The sequence below is a fragment of the Methylomonas sp. 2F7 genome (assembly GCF_057126975.1).
Map to the genome: position 1 here is coordinate 1,310,638 of NZ_CP195203.1, position 18,922 is coordinate 1,329,559.

Consider the following 18,922-nt stretch of genomic DNA (forward strand, 5'->3'; position numbering starts at 1 on the left):
GCTGCCGGGGGAGGATTAACAAGCTTGAATTTATGGGTTAGGGGCTATTGTTTTCGCAGGCAGCCATTGTCCAAAAGTACAGTTATACACAGAAGTTGTGGATAAACTTGTGATCAAATCGTGAGCAAACCAGCCAATCGCCCGTCCTGTTTGGGACATCTTTAAATTGACTAAAAATTAGTCAGGCATTTTTGACTATGCTTAGAGCATCTTAGAAAAACAGCCGCCGGCACTTGCCCGGCGGCTCCCCCGTTTTATTTCCTGAAAAGGTTATTCCATGCAAAAGCAAACCCTCACCATCGACGGCAATCAGGCTGCGGCCGGTATTGCCTATAAACTCAATGAAGTGATTGCGATTTACCCCATCACCCCGTCCTCGGCGATGGGTGAATGGGCTGACGAATGGGCGTCTCGCGATCAACCCAATCTTTGGGGTACTGTGCCCCGCGTGGTCGAACTGCAAAGCGAGGCCGGCGCGGCTGGCACCATTCATGGCGCGCTGCAAGCCGGCACTTTGGCTACCACCTTCACCGCCTCGCAAGGCTTGCTGTTGATGCTGCCGAATATGTATAAAATCGCCGGCGAACTTAGCCCTACCGTGTTTCATATTGCCGCCCGCTCGCTGGCTTGCCAGGGCTTGTCTATCTTCGGCGATCACAGCGATGTGATGTCGGCGCGAATGACCGGCTACGCCATGTTGTGCTCCAACTCGCCGCAAGAGGTGCAGGATTTGGCGCTGGTGGCTCATGCAGTAGCCTTACAAAGCCGCATACCGTTCATGCATTTTTTCGATGGTTTCCGCACCTCGCACGAGGTCGCTAAAATTGTCGAGATTGACGACGGCGTCATCCGGGCGATGATAGACGACAACTGGGTTAGCGAGCATCGCGGCCGAGCTTTGACTCCGGATAATCCGGTGCTGCGCGGTACTGCGCAAAATCCGGATGTGTATTTCCAGGGCCGGGAATCGGTCAACCCTTACTACGCTGCGTTGCCGGAGATTGCGCAACAAACCATGGACCGGCTGGCCGGTTTGACTGGCCGTCAATACCGGCTGTTCGAATACGTTGGCTCACCGCAAGCCGAGCGGGTTATAGTAATTATGGGCTCCGGCGCTGAGGCGGTGGAAGAAACCCTGGACTACCTGAATCGCCAGGGCGAAGCGGTTGGATTGTTGAAAGTGCGCTTATTCCGGCCGTTCGCGCCGGAGCGTTTAATCGAAGCCTTGCCGGCCAGCTGCCAAAAAATCGCGGTATTGGATCGCACCAAGGAACCGGGTTCTGACGGGGAGCCTTTATATAAAGACGTGTTGGGCGCGGTCGCGCAAGCCTTCAGCGACGGCGAAAAATTTACCACCCTGCCCAAAGTGGTGGGCGGCCGTTACGGTTTGTCGTCCAAGGAGTTCACGCCGGGCATGATTAAAGCGGTTTACGACGAACTGAAAAACGATAAACCGAAGAATCACTTCACGGTTGGCATTCACGATGACGTCAGCCACACCAGTTTAAATTGGGATGCGGCTTATCGCACCGATACCCACGATCAAACCTTTCAAGCCATGTTTTACGGGTTGGGTAGCGACGGTACGGTGGGTGCGAACAAAAACACCATCAAAATCATCGGCGAAGAAACCGATTTATACGCCCAGGGTTATTTTGTGTACGACTCGAAAAAGTCCGGGGCAATTACCGTGTCGCATCTGCGCTTTGGGCCGAAGCCGATTCGCTCCACGTATTTGATCGGTGAGAACGACGCGCAATTCATCGGCTGTCATCAAACCGTGTTTCTGGAACGCTATGACATGCTGGCCAACGCCGCCGACAAAGCGGTGTTTCTATTGAATAGTCCGGCGTCGCCTGATGAAGTTTGGGAAACCTTGCCGCGCAAGATGCAGCAGCAAATGCTGGATAAGAAAATTAGGTTTTATCTGATCGATGGCAACGCGGTAGCGGAAAAATCCGGTATGGGCAAACGCATCAACACCATCATGCAGACTTGTTTTTTTGCGATTTCCGGGGTGTTGCCGCAGGAGCAAGCCATTGCCGCGATTAAACATGCCGTCGAAAAAACCTATGGCAAAAAAGGCCAGCGCATTGTCGATTTAAACTTCAAAGCCATCGACGAAACTTTGGCTGGCTTACGCCATGTGCCCTTACCCAAGCAAGCCGACAGCGGTTTCGATATTGCCGCGTTGATTGCCGATAGCGCACCCGAATTTATTCGTCGCGTCACCGGTGAAATCATCGCTGGCCGTGGCGATGCCTTGCCGGTCAGTGCAATGCCTGTAGATGGCACCTTCCCGACCGGCACCGCTGCCTACGAAAAACGCAATCTGGCGCTGGAGATTCCGGTCTGGGAAACCGATTTGTGCACCCAGTGTGGCAAATGCCCGATGGTTTGTCCGCACGCGGCGATCCGCAGCAAAATCGTGCCCAACGAAGCCTTGAGCAATGCGCCCGAAACCTTCAAGCACGCGGCGATGCTGGGTAAAGATTTTCCTGCCGGCCTGTCGATCAGTTATCAGGTGGCGCCGGAAGACTGCACCGGCTGCGGTTTGTGCGTGGATATTTGTCCGATCCGCGATAAATCCAACGCTAGTCGCAAGGCTTTGAATATGCAACCGCAAGCGCCGCTGCGCGAACCGGAAAGCCAAAACTGGGATTACTTCTTGTCCTTGCCGGAATATGACCGCCGCTTGCTAAAAACCAACACCATCAAAGGCTCGATGGTGTTACAGCCTTTGTTCGAATTCTCCGGCGCCTGTGTCGGTTGCGGTGAAACCCCGTATGTGAAATTGGCATCGCAGCTGTTCGGAGATCGCATGGTGGTAGCCAATGCCACCGGTTGCTCGTCGATATACGGCGGCAACTTGCCGACCACGCCCTGGACCAAAAACCCGGAAGGCCGGGGGCCGGCCTGGAATAATTCCTTGTTCGAGGACAACGCTGAGTTCGGTTTGGGCATGCGGGTGGCAATCGATAAACAAGCCGAGCATGCGGCCGAATTACTGGTATCGCTACGGGAAACCTTGGGCGGCGAATTGGTCGATGCGATTTTACAAGCCGACCAAGCCGATGAAGCCGGCCTTTACGAGCAACGCCAACGTGTGGCCGAGTTGAAGCAGCATTTACCCTCGCTGAAGCAACCGGCTGCGCAGGCCTTGTTACCGTTAGCCGATTATCTGTGCAAGAAAAGCGTTTGGATCATCGGCGGCGACGGTTGGGCTTACGATATTGGTTATGGCGGTCTGGATCATGTATTGGCTAGCGGCCGTAACGTCAATATCCTGGTGTTGGATACGGAAGTGTATTCCAACACCGGCGGTCAGACCTCCAAATCTACACCGCTGGGTGCGGTGGCTAAATTTGCGGCCGGTGGTAAGGCTACCGCGAAAAAAGATCTGGCTTTGCTGGCCATGGATTACGGTAATGTGTATGTCGCCCATGTGGCCTACGCCGGCAAGGACACGCAAACCCTGAATGCCTTCCTGGAAGCCGAAGCCCACAATGGTCCGTCCATCATCATCGCTTACGCGCCTTGTATTGCCCATGGTGTGGATTTGTCCAATAATCATAGACAGCAAAATCTGGCGGTAAAAAGCGGGCATTGGCCTTTGTTTAGATTCAATCCCGGCCGCATTCAGCAAGGCAAGAATCCGATGCAACTGGATTCCGCGGAACCGTCGGTGCCGCTACGCGAGTTCGTGATGAGCGAAACCCGCTTCAGCATGCTCTGGCAAAGTCATCCCGATCACGCTGAAGCATTTTTGAAACAGGCGCAGCAGGATGTGAAAAACCGCTACCGCTATTATCAACAACTGGCCGCGCTGGAATGGAGCGATGCCACCAGTGTCGCGGCCGCCAAAGCCGCACTGAAAGCCGATCTTGCCCAGGAGAGCCAACATGGTTGATTTAACGACAAATTATTTGGGCCTGAAACTGGCGCATCCCCTGGTACCGTCGGCGTCACCGCTGAGCAAGGACTTGGATAGTGCCCGGCGCCTGGAAGATGCCGGCGCGGCGGCCATCGTCATGTCTTCCTTGTTTGAAGAAAAAATCGAAGCAGAGCAACAGCAGATGGAGCGATTTTTTTACGGGCAGGGCATTGGTTACGGTGAAGCCGAATCCTTTCATCCGGTACCGGACCAGATTCTGACTTATCAAGAGCAATATCTGGAACATCTGCAACGCCTGAAAAGCAGCTTGAGTATTCCGGTGATCGCCAGCCTGAACGGCATTTCCCAGGGCGGCTGGATCGAATACGGCCAAGCCTTGCAACAAGCCGGGGCCGATGCGCTAGAACTGAATATCTACCATCTGGCGGCCAATGCCGATGAAAGCAGCGAAACGGTGGAAAACCGCTATCTGGATATTTTGCGCGAGTTGAAAAGCCGGGTCAGTTTGCCATTGACCTTAAAACTCGGTCCGCAATTCAGTTCGCCGATTCATTTCGCCCAACGCCTGGAAGCTGCTGGTGCTGACGGCATTGCGATATTCAACCGGTTTTATCAGCCGGATATCGATCTGGAAACCTTGGAAGTCGTGCCGAAATTGCAGTTGTCCACCCAAGCCGAAGCGTTGTTGCGCATCCGCTGGACCGCTTTGCTGTATGGGCGGGTAAAAATGTCGCTGGCGGTGACCGGTGGTTTTCATCACAGTGCGGATGTGATCAAAGCCTTGTTGGCGGGTGCCGACGTCGTGCATTTGTGCAGCGTATTGCTGGCGCAGGGCGTAGGCAAACTCGGCGAGATTCGCGCGGAACTGGAGCAATGGCTGATCGAACACGAATACGACTCCGTCAGTCAGTTAAAAGGTAGCGTCAGCCAGCAACATGCCATCGACCCCAGTGCATATGAGCGCGCTAATTACATTCATGTGTTGGACAGTTACACTCCGTCCGCCGGCGTGTTGAGATAGCCTTAAAGCCGTGCGGGATTTGGACGAACTGTTTGCCGGCTTGGCTAAGTCCAAGTTTCGCAGCCAGTTTCGTCTGAACGGCAAGGACTTGGATTACTTGCGCAACAAAGGCTTGGAAACAGTATTAAGCCATGCCCGTGACTTTGTCGCCAAACGTCTGGCCGCCGCCGAGCCGCACAACGACGGTAAACAAACCCCGTTTCGCGGCCATCCGGTGTTTGTCGCGCAACACGCCACCGCCTGCTGCTGCCGGGGATGTCTGGAAAAATGGCATAAAATTCCGCAGGGCAGGGAGTTGAATGATGCCGAACAAACCTATGTTTGTAAGGTGTTGGAGCGGTGGTTGAGGATGGCAGTTGCCGATATTTAAATTTAGTTTCCTAACATCGGCAGCTCAACAATCCGCTTGGCTGGACTAAATTCATGCTTTACCTTTAACGATCTTACTATTTCAACCTGTTCCGCCGGATTACGAGCGCACATGTCATGGGTCAAGAAATTCATGCCGCAGTCTATCAGGATGCCGATTTTCAGCGCTTTCGGGAACGCCTATCCACAGAAACCGAGTTACTCGCTAGACTGATTAAAAGCCGAGCCTGCTCGGAAGCCGCGCCGGTGGCTGGCTTTGAAATCGAAGCCTGGCTGCTGAACGACAACATGCAACCGGCGCCAGCCAATCATGCCTACCTGCAATCTTTTGCCCATCCCATGGCTGGGCCGGAACTGGCCAAATTCAATATCGAACTCAACACGCCGCCATTGCCTTTGACCGGCGATGCGTTCAGTCGTATGCACAGCGATTTGCAAAGCACCTGGCGCCAAGCCGAACAGCATGCCCGGCAAATGGATTTGAATCTGTTGACGATAGGTACCCTGCCGACTCTGCAACAAAGCGATCTGCACTTGGGCAATATGTCCGATATGAACCGCTACCGGGCCTTGAACCAACAAATTTTGCGCTGCCGGGGACGGCCTATCGTGCTGGATATTTGCGGCCACGAGCATTTGAAAGTGGAGCATCACGACGTGATGCTGGAAGCCGCCACTACCTCGTTTCAATTGCACATCCAATGTCCGTTGAGCATAGCCCATCATGTTTACAACGCTTCTATCATCGCCTCGGCGGCGATGGTGGCTTTGGGCGCGAATGCGCCATTTTTATTTGGCAAAGATCTGTGGGCCGAAACCCGCATCCCTTTGTTCGAGCAGGCTATTGCCACCGGCGGCTATGCCGGCGCCGCCGATGGGCCGTTGCACCGGGTTAGTTTTGGTTCCGATTTTGCCCGGCAGTCGATACTGGAATGCTTTGTCGAAAACCAGCAGCATTTTCCGATACTACTGCCTGAATATTTTGATGACGCACCGGAAGCGTTTCAGCACTTACGCTTACACAACGGTACGATCTGGCGCTGGAATCGGCCGCTGGTCGGTTTCGACGCCGACGGTACCCCGCATATCCGCATCGAACACCGCACCCCGGCCGCCGGGCCTACGGTGTTGGACATGATCGCCAATGCCGCGTTTTATTACGGGTTGGTTAAAAATCTGGCCAACGAACGTCAGGCGGGCAGGGCGGAGTTATCCTTTGCCCAAGCTAAGGATAATTTTTATCAAGCCGCGCGGCACGGTTTGGATAGCCATATTGTTTGGTTTGGTGAACATAAACTGCGGTTGGCGGCGCTGATCGAGCAGGAGCTATTGCCGCGTGCCGCTCTGGGATTGCAGGCTTTGGGTATCAGTAGCGCCGACCGAGATAATTATTTGGATGTGGTTCGCCTGCGCCTCGCCAGCCAGCAAACCGGTAGCCAGTGGCAGCGGCGGTTTATCAAGAATAATCCGGGCGAATTTGTGGAGCTGACGCGGGTTTATTTGCAGCGGCAGCGGAGCGAGGAGGCTGTAGCGGTTTGGCGATTGTAGGCGACTGCCGTCAGGCGATCCGCAGATTGGTCGATCATCGTTTGGCGGAACCGTTAGCGTGTCCCGCCAAACGAGGTGATGAAAATTAGTTAAGGAAAGCGCGTCGATAAATGCGGTTCAAACAAAGTGTTCCAGTAAAGAATAACCAGAATGCGGAAGGGATGGGCACTGGGGCAATCACTGTCGAAAAGTAAGCGATACCAGTTGTTCCGTATGATCCTGACCATATCCAATCCGCCGATTGATCGATGCCCGGTAAAGTCCCCCAGGTCGAAAGTGCGGTCTGGCTGTCAAAAGCGGTGGGTGAAAAGTATGGGGCGCCAAAGCCCGTTGTATTCACAAACCAGTTATTCGAGTTCGTCGATAGTGATTGTGTCCCGTTCGAGAACGTGTGGGTCGAGTCAGATAAGTTAAAGCTCCCTAGAAAACCACTTGGGGAGCCGTAAACATCTTGTGCTACAACATGAAGATAGTAAGTCTGACTTGGTTCCAATGCGAAATTGAAAGAACGGGTTATTGGCCAGTAATCTCCTGAGATCAAAAACTCGCCTTGACTGGATTCAGACGTGCTAACGTAAACAGAAAAAGCGTCGTCTACCGTCATCGTGCCACTTAAAATCGTGCTTGCCAAAACACTGTTTGAAGCGAAAATTGCTACAAATAGTAAGGTGGTGAGATATTGTCTGATCATGGTTTTGCCCTATGCGTGATTTATGTTGCTTTGCTTTAAGCAAATAACCTTTGTATTACTAAGCTAGAAACTACTCCAGGTCCGAAAGTGTGTCAATTATTCCGTTTGTATGTCCAAAGAAGAGTATGTCAAAGTCTGTTTGGTTGCTGAACAAGCTGTGGACATAGACGATGTCATGATCGAAGCAAATGACACGGGAAAATCGGTTGCAAATAGTGAATCGCAGGTAACGGTTGCAACGATTCTAGGGTAACTCCGAACAAGCTGATTAAGCTCATGGTTCGATAAACTCACCACGAACGGAATCGACAACATAGCGTTTGCCCTGCAATTATGAGTATTAGTGGAAATGCTAAATTCATCCCAGCACATATTAGTCGTAAATTTGCCTGGCAATTGATAGTAGCCGAATATTTGGGCATGTTGGTGCTGTAATGCAAACTTGAAAGTTGAGCGCAAACAATTACCTATGCAACCGCTACTACCTGCTGCCCACACACTAAAACAATTCAAAAGCCTCCCCGACGGCCTGCTAGACATTGCTGTCGGAGCCCTGCATACGTTAATACCTGGGCCGACCTTATTCCACCTCTCCGGTAAACGCCCCGAGACCCTGTTCGTCTCGGTCCTGCTGCACGGCAACGAATCCACCGGCTTCCTGGCTATGCAAAAGCTGTTGCAAAAATATCACGGCCAAAGCTTGCCGCGCGGCTTGACCTTGTTTTTCGGCAATACCCAGGCTGCACGTTTTAACCTTAGACGGCTTGACGGCCAGCCGGATTTCAACCGCATCTGGCCCGGTACTGCGTTACCCGAGTCGCCGGAGACGGTTTGGGCGGAGCAGATTTGCGAGATCATGCGCCGGCGCGGCGTGTTTGCCAGTGTTGATGTGCATAACAACACCGGACTGAATCCGCATTACGCCTGCATCAATAAATTGGATAAGGATTTTCTGCATCTCGGTGCGTTGTTCGGCCGCTTGTTGGTGTATTTCACCCATCCCAAGGGTACACAGTCCAGCGCGTTCGCCGAGTTTTGTCCGGCGGTGACTTTAGAATGCGGCCGGCCCGGTCAGCCGCACGGCACCGAACACGCCTTTCAGTTTTTGGACAGTTGCCTGCATTTGCACGAGTTTCCGGTTCAGCCGATTGCGAAGCAGGACGTTGATATTTATCACACGGTGGCGCAAGTCACGGTTGCCGAAGAGGTCAGTTATAGTTTTAGCGACGCTACGGTCGATCTACGTCTTGATCCGGAACTGGAAAGCCTGAATTTCACTGAAATTTCCGCCGGTACAGTATTGGGTACAACCGATTCCGCGCTGATGCCCTTGATCGCCAAAGACAACGACGGTAAGCCGGTTACCGAGCAATTCCTGACCGTTGCGGATGGCCAAGTGCAAATTATTCGGCCGACGATGCCGTCGATGCTAACGCTGGACGAGCGGGTGATCCGCCAGGATTGTTTGTGTTATTTGATGGAGCGCTTGGCCGTGGAGACTGGCGTTTGAGTTTCCACGGCGGTGGGAAGTGGTAAAAAACCAAAAGCCTGGACGCTGCCTTTGCAGGGATGTTAGATTCATTCAGCCGCAACGGTTTTCCAAAGGAGAATAACGATGTTGAAGTCACTGGATGTGTTACTGGGTTTGTCGGTAGTGATGTTGATCGTCAGCATGGCGGTGACCTTAATCAGCCAGGGAATCCTGAATTTAATGGCCAGCCGCGGCCGCAATCTGCGTACCGGCCTAGCCGATTTGCTGGAATTGCTGGATGCCCGTTTTTCCCGAACCGAGGCAGAGGCCATTGCCGCGTTAACGCTTACGCAACGAACCATCGGCGGCCGCTGTCGCTGCCGTTTGCCGGAGTGGTTGCAGTTTTTTCAGTTTGGCGAAGTAATCCATCGCGAAGAGTTCATCAAGATTTTGCTGGATTTGGCAGCTGGCTATGACGTGTCGATCAAAACCGAATTCGAACAGATCAAAGCCAGGCTGGCGAATAAAACCATCAACGTCGGCCAAGCTACGGACGCATTGGAAAGCAAACTCCTGGAATGTCCGCTGTTTTTTAAGCGCTTGGGTATTGAAAGCTTGCTTGCCAAGATCAAGAAAGCCAAGGCCGAACCGAAAAAGCAGCAGTATCACAAATTGGAGAAAGTCGTCGCCGAGCAAATCTATCTACTGGATAAATTGAAAACGGTGCTGCACGACAACGGCATCGAAGATCCGGCCGCTACCTTGAAAAACACCCGGATGCTGGCGCTGGAGTTTGAAAAATCCAATCCGGAACTGGCGCATGACGTGCGTGAGGCCAACGCACTGTTACAGGAGGCCACCAGCGAATTTTTGGCGATAATTTGTTTGAATTTCGACCATTTGATCGATCGCGTCAGCGTCAGGTTTACCGCCACCACTCGCGTGGTTAGCGTGATCAGCGCCGCCATGGTAGCCATCGTCTTGCAGTTGGACACGGTGAATTTGATCAACCGCTTGTCCATGGACGAACAAATGCGCACGGCCTTCGTGGAATTGGCGCCCAAACTGACGGAAGATCCGCAAATTAAGGATGCGATTCAATCGGCCGATGGCAAAGTTACCGGAGGGCAGGATGCAGAGGTGCCGGCGGCAGACACTGTTAAAGCCAACGAACGCATCGATCTGGAAAAGCAAAAGTATTATCTTAATTTTTTAGCGGAACAGGGCTTGATCAGCCTGCCCATTGACCGGGAAAACTGGTGCAAGCATTGGAAGCTGGTGAGTATTCCCGGTTTGATCTTGTCGATCTTTCTGCTCAGTTTGGGTGGGCCGTTTTGGTATAACGCCTTGAGTAAGCTGGTGCAATTGCGCTCCGGCCTCGCACGCAAGGATGACGAGCAGAAAGCTATTCGCCAAACCACGCAGGCCGTGGGCGGTGGCGATCCGCAAAACCCGGATACTCCGCCAGCCTCCAATCCATTGCAGGGCGAGCGCGGCGATCTGAAGGCGCAGGGTTGAGGAGGCTTTATGGACAAGCAATGGATAGGCTGCGCACAGGGTAATTTTCGGGTTGGTCGCCCGGCTGGCTTCAAACCGGAAGTCATTGTTCTGCATTCTGCGGATGGCAGTCTGGCAGATGCCAGTATGCGCTACAACAAGCCGGGGGCTTTACAGTCCATGCATTACGCCATCGGCTACAACGGCGAGATTCATCAATACGTCCAGGAAGCCGACACGGCATTTCATGCCGGTTTGGTGGTCAATCCGGCCGCCGAATTTATCAAGCAGCGGCACAACACCAATCCCAATTTTTTCTCGATTGGTGTTGCCTTAGAAGTGTCGGTGCTTGGCCCGCCTACGGCCACGCAATTAGCAGCATGCTCGAAATTGCTCCGTGAGATTGCCGACCGCTGGCATATCACCGTCGATGCGGATCATGTGTTGTCGCATAGCGCGATTCGTGCCTCGGTAAACTGCCCCGGTTCCGGCGTCGATATTGCCAAGCTGATTGCAGCTGCGTTGCCCGATCCGGCAGCCGATTTGGTGGCCGGCAAGCAAATCGGCTTGCTGAGTAAAGTAAATCTCCGCAGTCGCGCGTCTGTCAGCGCACCGGTGCTGCGCGTCTTGGATGCCGGCAGTAAAGTCGAGGTCGTCAGCTTTACGGCAGGGGATATGGTATCCGGCAACGGCTATTGGTATCAGGATAAGGATGGTTGTTTTTTCTGGGCAGGGGCCACAGATCGACCTAATCCGCGAGTGTTGGTAACGCCGAACGAAAGCGAGGCGAGTACCGATACTATGGTGCTCGGTGACCCACCCACCGACGTTGCGGCTACTTTGGCGATCAATCGCTCCCGGTTCCGCTTGCCGGCCGGGCAGTTTTTTACCGAGAGGCCGAAAAAAGATCTGATTGTTTTGCACTTCACGGCGGGTTCGTCAGCCAAGTCGGCGTTCGATACCTGGATCGGCGATACGCAACATATTGCCGCAGCCTATCTGGTCGATGTCGACGGCACGGTCTATGAAGTGTTCGATCCGACGCAGTGGGCTTATCATCTGGGGGTGAAGGGATTTAACGGCCGACTGGATCAACGCTCAATAGCGATAGAAATTGCCAATGTGGGGCCATTGCGGCCGGCGGCGGATAATCCGGAGGTCTTGAATTGGTGGCCGCCGCGTCGGGGCCAAACCGAGTTATTCGGTACTAAATACTGTGACAAAACCCAAGCCGATAAATATATGCAAACCAGCTATAGGGGCGAGCAGTATTTCGCTACCTTTCCAGCGCAGCAGGTAGAAGCGATTCGCTTGTTGCTGAACGATTTATGTGGGCGATTTTCCATACCGAAAACCTTGCCTCCCAAAGCCAAGCAATTTGAACGCGATCTGGATTTTTTTCAGAGCTATTCCGGCATCGCCAGTCATGTGAATTTTCGTAGCGATAAATGGGATATAGGCCCAGCCTTCGATTGGGCGGCGTTGGCTATTGCCAATGCGCATGGCACCTGATTCGCGTGGTATAAGCCAATGCCTGGCTGGTGATCAGGTATTTGTGGCTCCTTATCACAAGGTTATTCTCACAACCGATGCGGCCGTCACAGTTCTGCCCGGCCGCCGGCATGAATGTTCGCTGCGGCTGTTAAGATGGTTTAAGTAAGCGGTCGGGCAATTTTGGCCCGGACCGCTATGCTTATTTGGCACACTCTATCGCCTCACCCGCAATTCCAGGAACCCAGGAAATATCATGCCCGAAAAACCATTCTGTATTTTTGTAGTGGATGACGATGCTCTGTTGCGTTTGGTCATAACCGACCAATTGCAGGGGCATGACTATCAACTCCACGAGTTTGCCAATGGCGAGGAATGTTTGGCGGCGATGGATTTGGCCCCCAATCTGATTTTGCTGGATATCGAAATGCCGGGCCTCAGCGGTATCGAGGTTTGTCGGCAGATTCGCGCCGACGGGAATGACGATGTGCAGGTCATGTTTGTTTCCGCACACGACGATCTGGAGATTTTGCTGACCGCGTTCGATGCCGGCGGTAACGATTTTATTCCGAAAAACGCCAAAAAAGACGTATTGCTGCGTAAGGTCGATTTGGCTATCGAAGCCGAGCAGCAAAAACGGCAATTGCAATCGCAACTGTCTTATGCGCAAAAAACCGCATTCACCGCTATGTCCAGTTTGGGCGAAACCGGCACGGTGTTGCAGTTCTTACGCTCATCGTTTCAATGCAATACGTTTCAGCAATTGGGTAGTTTGTTAATCGAGACCTTACAGCAATACGATCTAAACGGTTTGGTGAAATTGACCGATACCGCCAGCGAATACGACTTTAGTCCGGAAACAATCTGTACTCCGCTCGAAGCCTCCATCCTTACCTACGTGGCCAAGCTGGGCCGAATTTATCAGGCCGGTGATCGCTTGGTGTTTAATTTTCCGCATGTGACGCTATTGGTGACCGGCTTGGATACCGACGATCCGGATGCGATTGGCCGATTGCGCGATCATCTGGCGATACTTGCCGAAGGTGCCGGTGCCCGCGTCGAAGCCATGATTAGCGAACAACAACGTCTACAGGAAGCGAATGCCCGCCTGGAAGGCGTGAAAGAATTGACCGATTTATTGATCGAGATCGAGGCCAATCAACAAAGCAATCACTCGCAGATGGTGAATTTAGCGGAACAGCACAAAATGAACATGGAAAGCGCCTTTATTCATTTGGGGTTGACCGATAGCCAGGAGTTTTTGCTGCACGGTTACGTGGACGAACTCACTTCGCAGATGGACAACCTGTTCGAGAACGATAACCGGCTGGCCTTACGTTTGAACAAAATTGTCGAAAAGCAAAAAGCCTTGCTGCTATCGGCCGAGGATAGCCGCTAAGTACCCGCCTGAATCGCTACCGATCTAATATTCGCACCGAGGATTGCCTATGCAAGCTTTGTTTTCGCCCGCCGTGGCGCTGATGAATCGATTAAGTTTCAGCAAGAAGTTTGTGGTGATAGGTTTTCTGTCGCTGCTGGCGGTTGCCGTGGTGTTTTACGGCCTGTATCAAAGTCTGAACCGGGTGATACTGGATTCAGAGCGCGAGCTGCAAGGACTGTTACAAATCAAGCATATTACGCAGACCATGCAATTTGTGCAGCAGCATCGGGGCATTACCGTAGCGGTGCTTGGCGGCATAGAAAGTTTGCGCGATAAACGTGACATATCGGAAACCAAAGTCGCTGCGGCCTTATCGGCTTTGGGGCAAACACTGGCGGCGGATTCGTTGACCGCTGCTGCATACGCGGATATAAAAAACGATTGGGAACAACTCCGGCAAAACGCTGCCAATCTAAGCATTCAAGAAAGCTACCGCTTACACAGCCGTTTGGTAGAGAAGTTATTGGATTTAGAGGAACTGATTGGCGAGGAATCCTTGTTGTTCACCGACTCCAATCTGGATTCCTACCATCTGATCATGCTGGTAACCGAACAAATGCCAAAGGCTTTGGAAGGGGTTGCGCAGTTGCGCGCTTATGGCATTGGGGTACTGACCAAAAAGCAGATTAACGATCAGGAAAAAATCGAAATTTACCTGATTAAGGACAGAATCGAATCCGGCATCAGGGTCATTGAAGAAACGACTCATGACTTTAAACGCTATAAACCGGAACTGCACCCGATACTAGCCAACACCAGGGAAAATATTGTCAATGCAGCCAGTCTGATTACTCAGCATGTAATTGCCGATATTGTTCAGGAAAAATTCTCCATCAATCCGGAATACTTTTATTCGACCGTTACGATAGCGCTGGATGCCGCTTATTCCGAGATTTACGACAGCTTTATTCCGGCAGCCGAACAACTGATCGAGGCTAGAATTGGTGCGGCGAAAACGACGCTAGCGCTGAGCATAGGCATCCCCGGTTTTATATTTATGCTGATAATTTATTTTGCGATTGGCGCCCATCTTGCGGTTAGCCAATACGTGGAAAGGCTGGCGAAAACCGCAAAAGCGTTTTCCGGCGGCGATTTTCAGCAAAGAATGCCGTTAACCATGCGTGATGAAATCGGACAGGTTGCGGAGAGTTTTAACGAAATGGCCGATGGCTTTGCTGCGCTGTTAACCGCGAGGCGCGAGGACGAGATCCGCATCCGTAGTATTGTCGATACTGCTTTGGATGCCTTGGTGCAGATGGATGCCGATGGTTTTATCAACGGCTGGAATCGCCAGGCCGAACAGATATTCGGTTGGCCGGCCGCCGAAGTCTTGGGCCGCCTGTTGCACGACGTGATCATTCCGGAGCGCTATCGGCAAGCCCATCAGCAAGGTATGCGGCGCTATTTGGACACGGGGCGAGGAACGGTCTTGAACCAGCGAATTGAAGTGGTGGCGCTGCACCGCGACGGGCATGAGTTTCCGATTGAATTGGCTATCACGCCCAATAACTTGGGAAAGGCCATCGAATTCAGTGCTTTTATCAGAGACATATCCGCGCAAAAACAGGCGATACACACTTTGCAAGCCAGCGAACAGCGCCATCGGGCCCTGTTCGAATCTTCGCGGGATGCGCTGATGACCCTCAGTGCCAGCCGTGGCTTTATCTCGGTTAACCCGGCGGCACTCAGTCTGTTTGCTTGCCGGGATGAACAAGAGTTTTTAGCGCAAACTCCGGCTTCATTGTCGCCGGAATACCAGCCTGATGGCCGATCATCCAACGAGTTGGCGAGTGAAAAGCTTGAGCTGGCTATCGCCAATGGCTCGGTTATCTTCGAATGGCTGCACAAACGTTTAAACGGCGAAACTTTTTACGCCGAAGTGCAACTCAGCAGGGTGGAGATCGACAGTGAAATTGTAGTGCAGGCTACAGTGCGCGATATTAGCGAAAACAAACGTGCCAAGGCGGCATTAGTCACCAGCGAAGCCAGAACCAGAGCGGTGCTGCGGACTATGTCCGATGCCGTTGTGTTGATTGATAGCAAAGGCATCATGCTGCTGGTTAACGATGCCATCGGCGATTTGTTCGGCTACGAGGAAGACGAGTTATTGGGGCAGAATGTGAAGATGTTGATGCCGGAGCCTTACTATTCCGAGCATGACGGTTATTTAAGCCGGCATCTGGACAACACCAAGGAACGCGTGATTATAGGCCGGCGGATCGAGGTGGAAGGCAAACGTAAAGATGGGTTGCTGGTGCCGATAGAGTTGAGCGTCAACGAATTGATGGACGACTTTGGTAGTACATACATCGGCGTGATGCGCGACATCAGCCATCGCAAGGCGGTAGAGCAGGCGCACGAAGCCGCGCGTTTGGAGGCAGAACATCTGGTGCATATGAAAAGCGAGTTTCTGGCCAATATGAGTCATGAAATTCGTACACCGTTAAATGCGATTATCGGCTTGGCCAAAATGAGCCTGCGCGATAATTCCGGGCAAAAAATGCAGGAAAACAGCGCTCGTATTTACGATGCCGGCATGCATTTGCTCAGTGTGGTCAACGACATTTTGGATTTCTCCAAAATTGAGGCCGGCAAGATGACCTTAGACGAGCATCCGTTTCGCCTGGATGCGTTGATTCAAGATGCCATCAGCCTGGTGGATATGCGTGCCAAGGAAAAGCAACTCGATCTAATAGTGCATCGTCCCCAAGACTTGCCGGAATGGGTAAACGGCGACCCGTTGCGACTAAGGCAGATTTTGGTCAATTTATTGTCAAATGCCGTGAAGTTTACCGATCAAGGCTATGTCAGCCTGGAAATTTATCGGCAGAAAGATATGACGGACATCAGCGTGACGGACAGCGGTATCGGCATGACCGCCGAGCAGATTGGTCGTCTATTTACCGCTTTCGAGCAAGCGGATAACTCTACCACCCGTAAATTTGGCGGCAGCGGTTTAGGGTTGGCGATCAGTAGAGATCTTGCCAACTTGATGGGGGGCGATATTGTCGTCAAAAGTACGCTGGGGGCGGGCAGCAAATTCACTTTGAGTGTGCCGCTACCGGCGACGGATGCCGGTGTCGAGCATTCGGCCGATTATCATCAGGACGACGGCGGACGCTTGCGCGGTTTTAGAATATTGGCTGCGGAAGACGTGGCTTTAAATCGATTGGTGTTGGAGGATTTGCTGAGCCACGAAGGTGCGCAGGTAACTTTTGCGGAAAACGGTCAACAGGCGCTGGATCGCTTGGAAGAAGTCGGCTATGCCGGTTTCGACGCGGTGCTGATGGATATTCAGATGCCGGTGATGGACGGTTATCAAGCGGCGCGGCGTATTCTGGAAATCGCGCCGGATTTACCTATCATCGGTTTGACCGCTCACGCCATGCCCGAGGAGCGGCAGCGTTGCCTGGAAATGGGGATGCGTGATCGCGTTACCAAACCGATTGATGCCAACGCCCTGGTGGGCGCATTGCGGCAGCATGTGTCGATCATCAAACTATCTGGTGAAGCCAGTGGAAAGGGCGAGCTCGCAGCGGTAATCGACAGTCCGGAAACGGCAAATGAGGCTATGGCGGCAGTAGCGACCGAAAGCCTGATCGATTGGGAGGCCTTACAGCAGCGTTTTGACGGTCGTCAGGCCTTTATAGACAAGTTGATAGACAACGCGCTGGATGGCGCGCAGCAGTCTAACGTCGATAAACTAAGACTGGCCGCTCAGCAGCGCGACTATGCCGCCATTAAATTTGTGGCGCATAACTTGAAAGGTTTTGCCGGCATTTTCGAGATTCAGCAATTACAAGGTTTGGCGCAGCAAGCCGAAGTGGCTGCTAAGGATCAAGCCGATGACGCGATTTTACTGGCGGAGGGTTTGGCCCATGCGCTGGAAACTATTCTGGCGGAGTTGCAGAGTAAACGGGCTGTCACTGGTTAGGGCAACTCCGAAACTGTTTTTGCCATCAGCCAATTCGTCATAGCCTCTGGGCTGCCGTTTTCGCGGCAGCAGCGATATTCATTGGGGCGGGTCAAAACCGCGTGGATTAAGTGTTCGTCCGCCGCCTAGGGAATGACTCAATCAGCGCTTAATTGAACTCATGTGCTCGGGACGGGGGCGAAAAAAATGGCGGGTTTATGCAACCCGCCATCAAAACATCCCTGTCGCTAGGAGGAGGTCTGCCTCTCACTAACAAAAGCCGACGAAATCACCTGGTTGATTTGTCATGTTAATGAACGGAACCTCTAAAATAAAACGATATAATGTGATTTTTATATCGAAAGAATAGATTCTCATCGCAACGTCGAATTACAGTATAGGTTAGTAATAAAATTTTGCTTTGAATCCCGGAATTTTTTTAGGAGCAAGCCTATGAATCTTAATCAATTGGAATTGCTGCGAGTTTTGCAGGAAACCGATTGCAATTTGAGCAAAGCCGCGGAAAAAATGCACGTGGTGCAGTCGGCGGTCAGTCGGCAACTCCAGTTGTTTGAAATAGAAGTGGGCTCGCCGCTGTTCGTCAGACAGGGCAAAAAGCTGACTGGCTTGACGCCCTTGGGCGAAAAGATCATGGAAGAAGTTGATTTAATCAATCAGGCTAAAAAAAATATCCAACTGATTGCCGACGACTTTCTGGAAAATAGTAACGGTACGTTGAGGATAGCGACTACTCATACGCAGGCCAAATATTTACTGCCGGAACCGATAGGCCGGTTTAGGCGCAAATATCCGGGCATTAAAATCTATATGGTGCAATCGTCGCCGGATAATCTGATTAATTTGTTGCATCGGCATCAAGCCGACATCGCCATCTGCACCGAAAAACTGGATGAAGACGATAAATTAGTGGTTAAGCCCTGTTATCAATGGCATCACGTCGCCGTGGTGCCACTCGGTCATCCGCTGGCGGAAGGCGAGATAAGCCTGCAACGGCTATCAGCCGAGCCGGTTTTGACCTACACCCCAGGCTTTACCGGTCGTACCACCATAGAAAAATCCTTTTATAGCGCTCATTTGCCATTGGATATTACCTTGGCGGCCGCCGATTCAGACGTGATTAAAACCTATGTGCGCCTGGGAATGGGAGTGGGAATTATCGCCGGCACAGCATACGAAGCAGGCAAGGATGCCGATTTGGTTGCCATAGATCTGTCCGGCTTAATACCCAGTTCCACGACTAAGATTGCTTATCTGAAACAACTTTATGTGCCCAACTACTGTCGTTATTTTATCGATGAATTGTTGGCGGAAGCCGCGCGGAAGAGTCGGGAAAGGGGTGAGGGATTTGACGAATGTTAATCTGTCGGACAATGGATTCGGGTAGTAAGTGTCTGCCGGGTGGGTTTTGCTATTACCCGGTCCTTGCATACCGTTCGCCTTAATGCCCTTGAGGGTACTGGGTCTATCGAAGGGCGCAAGCGGCCTGGGCTTCGACGAGCTTGTATGGTAAAGGTTAAGAGAATCGGGGAGACTTTGGTTGTCGGGATGGAGGGACATCGACAAG

11 protein-coding genes are annotated in these 18,922 nt (G+C 52.3%); 10 read left to right on the forward strand and 1 reads right to left on the reverse strand.

The features are described from left to right. Window positions 1-277 precede the first annotated feature (277 nt). From nifJ to ACR64Q_RS06050, 4 genes are all read left to right on the forward strand, one after another. Window positions 278-3,910, forward strand: a complete 3,633-nt coding sequence (gene nifJ, locus ACR64Q_RS06035) for a pyruvate:ferredoxin (flavodoxin) oxidoreductase (protein ID WP_313733945.1) — start codon at window positions 278-280, stop codon at window positions 3,908-3,910. Then, complete coding sequence (locus tag ACR64Q_RS06040) at window positions 3,903-4,916, forward strand: dihydroorotate dehydrogenase-like protein (protein ID WP_313733946.1); 1,014 nt, start codon at window positions 3,903-3,905, stop codon at window positions 4,914-4,916. The genes nifJ and ACR64Q_RS06040 overlap by 8 nt, the downstream gene beginning before the upstream one ends. A gap of 10 nt (window positions 4,917-4,926) precedes the next feature. After that, a complete protein-coding gene (locus ACR64Q_RS06045; protein WP_313733947.1) occupies window positions 4,927-5,286 on the forward strand; it encodes a DUF4186 domain-containing protein in 360 nt (119 codons plus the stop codon). A gap of 116 nt (window positions 5,287-5,402) precedes the next feature. Continuing rightward, on the forward strand, window positions 5,403-6,833 hold the full coding sequence (locus ACR64Q_RS06050; protein WP_313733948.1) for a glutamate-cysteine ligase family protein: 1,431 nt from the start codon (window positions 5,403-5,405) through the stop codon (window positions 6,831-6,833). Between the two features lie 85 nt (window positions 6,834-6,918). Here ACR64Q_RS06050 and ACR64Q_RS06055 read toward each other — a convergent pair whose 3' ends face one another. Next, on the reverse strand, window positions 6,919-7,524 hold the full coding sequence (locus tag ACR64Q_RS06055) for a hypothetical protein (RefSeq protein ID WP_313733949.1): 606 nt from the start codon (window positions 7,522-7,524) through the stop codon (window positions 6,919-6,921). Window positions 7,525-7,993: 469 nt separating this feature from the next. Between ACR64Q_RS06055 and ACR64Q_RS06060 the strand changes: the two genes are divergently transcribed. The 6 genes from ACR64Q_RS06060 to ACR64Q_RS06085 all read left to right on the forward strand — a co-directional run bounded on the left by ACR64Q_RS06060 (window position 7,994) and on the right by ACR64Q_RS06085 (window position 18,717). Beyond that, a complete protein-coding gene (locus tag ACR64Q_RS06060; protein WP_313733950.1) occupies window positions 7,994-9,034 on the forward strand; it encodes a M14 family metallopeptidase in 1,041 nt (346 codons plus the stop codon). Window positions 9,035-9,139: 105 nt separating this feature from the next. Beyond that, complete coding sequence (locus tag ACR64Q_RS06065) at window positions 9,140-10,513, forward strand: hypothetical protein (RefSeq protein WP_313733951.1); 1,374 nt, start codon at window positions 9,140-9,142, stop codon at window positions 10,511-10,513. Between the two features lie 9 nt (window positions 10,514-10,522). Continuing rightward, window positions 10,523-12,004 (forward strand): N-acetylmuramoyl-L-alanine amidase, encoded by a 1,482-nt coding sequence (locus ACR64Q_RS06070; protein ID WP_313733952.1) that lies wholly within the window; start codon window positions 10,523-10,525, stop codon window positions 12,002-12,004. A gap of 235 nt (window positions 12,005-12,239) precedes the next feature. Continuing rightward, window positions 12,240-13,382: a response regulator gene (locus ACR64Q_RS06075; RefSeq protein WP_313733953.1), complete on the forward strand. Its 1,143-nt coding sequence runs from the start codon at window positions 12,240-12,242 to the stop codon at window positions 13,380-13,382. A 49-nt stretch (window positions 13,383-13,431) separates the two neighbouring features. Next, window positions 13,432-17,358, forward strand: a complete 3,927-nt coding sequence (locus tag ACR64Q_RS06080) for a PAS domain S-box protein (RefSeq protein ID WP_313733954.1) — start codon at window positions 13,432-13,434, stop codon at window positions 17,356-17,358. Window positions 17,359-17,790: 432 nt separating this feature from the next. Then, complete coding sequence (locus ACR64Q_RS06085; RefSeq protein WP_313733955.1) at window positions 17,791-18,717, forward strand: LysR substrate-binding domain-containing protein; 927 nt, start codon at window positions 17,791-17,793, stop codon at window positions 18,715-18,717. Window positions 18,718-18,922: the final 205 nt, after the last annotated feature.

What these genes read in the sequence shown, in the direction of transcription:
- nifJ (WP_313733945.1), top strand. Translation starts at nt 278, where the DNA reads ATGCAAAAGCAAACCCTCACCATCGACGGCAATCAGGCTGCGGCCGGT.
- ACR64Q_RS06040 (WP_313733946.1), top strand. Translation starts at nt 3,903, where the DNA reads ATGGTTGATTTAACGACAAATTATTTGGGCCTGAAACTGGCGCATCCC.
- ACR64Q_RS06050 (WP_313733948.1), top strand. Translation starts at nt 5,403, where the DNA reads ATGGGTCAAGAAATTCATGCCGCAGTCTATCAGGATGCCGATTTTCAG.
- ACR64Q_RS06055 (WP_313733949.1), bottom strand. Translation starts at nt 7,524, where the DNA reads ATGATCAGACAATATCTCACCACCTTACTATTTGTAGCAATTTTCGCT.
- ACR64Q_RS06060 (WP_313733950.1), top strand. Translation starts at nt 7,994, where the DNA reads ATGCAACCGCTACTACCTGCTGCCCACACACTAAAACAATTCAAAAGC.
- ACR64Q_RS06065 (WP_313733951.1), top strand. Translation starts at nt 9,140, where the DNA reads ATGTTGAAGTCACTGGATGTGTTACTGGGTTTGTCGGTAGTGATGTTG.
- ACR64Q_RS06070 (WP_313733952.1), top strand. Translation starts at nt 10,523, where the DNA reads ATGGACAAGCAATGGATAGGCTGCGCACAGGGTAATTTTCGGGTTGGT.
- ACR64Q_RS06075 (WP_313733953.1), top strand. Translation starts at nt 12,240, where the DNA reads ATGCCCGAAAAACCATTCTGTATTTTTGTAGTGGATGACGATGCTCTG.
- ACR64Q_RS06080 (WP_313733954.1), top strand. Translation starts at nt 13,432, where the DNA reads ATGCAAGCTTTGTTTTCGCCCGCCGTGGCGCTGATGAATCGATTAAGT.
- ACR64Q_RS06085 (WP_313733955.1), top strand. Translation starts at nt 17,791, where the DNA reads ATGAATCTTAATCAATTGGAATTGCTGCGAGTTTTGCAGGAAACCGAT.